Origin of the sequence: Sphingorhabdus sp. (assembly GCF_044354325.1) — a bacterium.
Classification (GTDB): domain Bacteria; phylum Pseudomonadota; class Alphaproteobacteria; order Sphingomonadales; family Sphingomonadaceae; genus Sphingorhabdus_B.
Genome location: NZ_JBILAF010000171.1, coordinates 1 through 2512, shown reverse-complemented (window position 1 = coordinate 2512; position 2512 = coordinate 1). Strand labels below are relative to the sequence as shown.

The 2512-nt window shown below is 59.2% G+C and carries 3 protein-coding genes; all 3 read right to left on the bottom strand.

Going from position 1 to position 2512, the window contains the following annotated elements; all coding sequences use genetic code 11:
• Positions 1-854, bottom strand: an 854-nt coding sequence (locus tag ACIQ0G_RS10915; protein WP_397577925.1) for a bifunctional folylpolyglutamate synthase/dihydrofolate synthase, incomplete at its 3' end; no start/stop codon positions are given.
• 34 nt (positions 855-888) lie between these two features.
• Positions 889-1743, bottom strand: a complete 855-nt coding sequence (accD, locus tag ACIQ0G_RS10910) for an acetyl-CoA carboxylase, carboxyltransferase subunit beta (RefSeq protein ID WP_333570363.1) — start codon at positions 1741-1743, stop codon at positions 889-891.
• Positions 1740-2512: tryptophan synthase subunit alpha (gene trpA, locus ACIQ0G_RS10905; RefSeq protein ID WP_397577924.1), on the bottom strand; the 773-nt coding region annotated here is incomplete at its 5' end. The genes trpA and accD, both read right to left, overlap by 4 nt.

Below are 2512 nucleotides of genomic sequence, written 5' to 3'. Positions count from 1 at the left end.
GCCGTTTGATGGCGCAGCATTGCAATGGCCAAAGCCGCATTGTCGGCCTGATGTGCGCCTGTCATGCGGGGAAGGGGCAGGTTGAGCTTTCCGGTGGCGTCGCGGTAATGCAGGCGGCCATCATATACCGCCGCATCCCAACTTTCGCCGCGCGCGCGCAACGGTGCGTTGTGCAAAGTGGCTTGCGCGGAAACGGTGTTGGCCATCGATGCTGTATATTTTTGCGTGAGCAGAGGCGACCCCGGCTTTGCAATTCCCACCTTTTCAAAGGCGATGCGGTCAAGCGGCGGCATATCGGGAACACCGTCCTCCGCCGCCAACAAGAAGCCCTCATGATCCAATCCCAAGGATGCAATTGCGCACGCCACGGGCTGGGTGAGCACATTGGTCGCATCCAACCGGCCACCAAGGCCGACTTCGACGATGCAGGCATCGGCTGGCGTCCGCGCAAAGGCGCAAAAGGCGACTGCGGTGGTGACTTCAAAGAAGCTCGCTTCCAGCCCCTCGGCATGGTCCAAAACCTCCGAAAGCAGCGCGGATAAGCTCACGTCATCGATCAGCTTGCCCGCAACGCGGATCCGCTCATTGAAACGCACCAGATGCGGGCTCGAATAGACATGCGTCGTCATACCCGCCGCCTCAATCGCTCCGCGCAAAAACGCGCAGGTCGATCCTTTGCCGTTGGTGCCAGATACATGGAACACGGGCGGAAGATTGAGGTGCGGATTGCCGAGGCGTTCCAGCAATGCCGCAATGCGCGTCAGCCCCAAGACATCCTTTCCGGGCGACAACATGGTCAGCCGGTCCAATTGCGCCTGAACAGCAGGGTCAGTGGAAATGGCGTGGTCAGGCATGCGGGAATGACAATATAGATTGGTTGTCGTTTACTTATGCCGCCTTCTTCTCGGGCGCGAGGTACCCGACGAGCTGCGACAATACGCCGCGCAGGTCGTGGCGGTGGGTGACCATGTCGATCATGCCATGTTCCAACAGATATTCGGCGCGCTGGAATCCTTCGGGCAGTTTCTCGCGAATTGTCTGCTCGATTACCCGCTGTCCGGCAAAACCGATGAGCGCGCCGGGTTCGGCAATCTGGACATCGCCCAGCATCGCGTAAGACGCAGTAACGCCGCCGGTGGTGGGGTCTGTCAGTACAACGATGTAGGGCAGTCCCGCATCATGCAGCATCTGAATGGCAACGGTTGAACGCGGCATCTGCATCAGGCTCAATATGCCCTCTTGCATGCGTGCGCCGCCTGCGGCTGTGAAGATGATGTAGGGGCATTTCGCGCGGATCGCGGCCTTTACAGCGTCAATGAATGCCTCACCAACCGCCATGCCCATGGATCCGCCCATGAAGGCAAAATCCTGAACACTGACAACAACATCTTGGCCGTCGACTTTACCGAGCGCGCTCATCATCGCGTCTTGCTCACCCGTTGCGAGGCGGGCGGCTTTGATGCGGTCGATATATTTCTTTGTATCTTTGAACTTCAACGGGTCTTCGCCGACAACGGGCGGCTTAAGCACGTCATAGCTGTCGTCATCGAACAAAGCAGCAAAGCGTTCGGCGGGGCCAATACGGCCGTGATGGTCACATTTTGGACAGACAGACTGGTTTTCCTCAAACTCCTTGAGGAAGATCATCGCCTGACACCCCTTGCACTTGTGCCAGAGTGTTTCGGCCGTTTCGCGCTTGGCGATGAAGGGAATGGCGTTACGAACGCGAGTGACCCAGTTCATGCGGAGGCCTTTCTGGCTGTGACGATTGCGTGCTTAAGGGATGCCACATAATCGCGGACGGGACCAGCGGCGTTGACGCCATGTGTGGCGACGAGTTCGACGATTGCGGAACCAACAACAACGCCATCGGCAACGCGTGCAATTTTGGCGGCTTGTTCAGGTGTGCGGACGCCAAAGCCAACCGCAATGGGCAGATCGGTATGGGCCTTTAGCCGCGCCACAGCCTCATCAATGCTGGTCTGCGCCGCGACTTGCAGGCCGGTGATACCCGCGACCGACACATAATATAGGAAGCCAGATGCGCCATTCAGGACGGCGGGCAAGCGGGCGGTGTCTGTGGTGGGCGTTGCAAGACGAATGAGGTCAATGCCCGCGCTGCGCAAGGCAGGGCCAAGCTCAGGGTCTTCCTCGGGCGGAATGTCAACGCAGATGACGCCATCAACGCCGGCTTTGTTGCATTCGGACGCGAACCAATCGCCGCCACGGATCGTCATCGGGTTGGCATAACCCATCAGCACCAAAGGTGTGTCGGGGTGGCGTTTGCGGAAGGCTGAGGCGAGGGCGAAGATATCCGCTGTCGTGGTGCCAGCGTTCAGGCTGCGGATGTTTGCTTCCTGAATGGCTGGGCCATCGGCCATCGGGTCGGTGAACGGCATGCCAAGTTCAATGACATCCGCGCCACCCGCGACGAGTGCATCGAGATTGGCTGCGGTGTCACCGTCACCTGCAGTGATGAAGGCGACGAGGGCAGGATGCGGTTTGGAAAAGG

Coding starts and splice junctions, on each gene's coding strand:
- accD (WP_333570363.1), bottom strand. CDS start 1,743: ATGAACTGGGTCACTCGCGTTCGTAACGCCATTCCCTTCATCGCCAAG.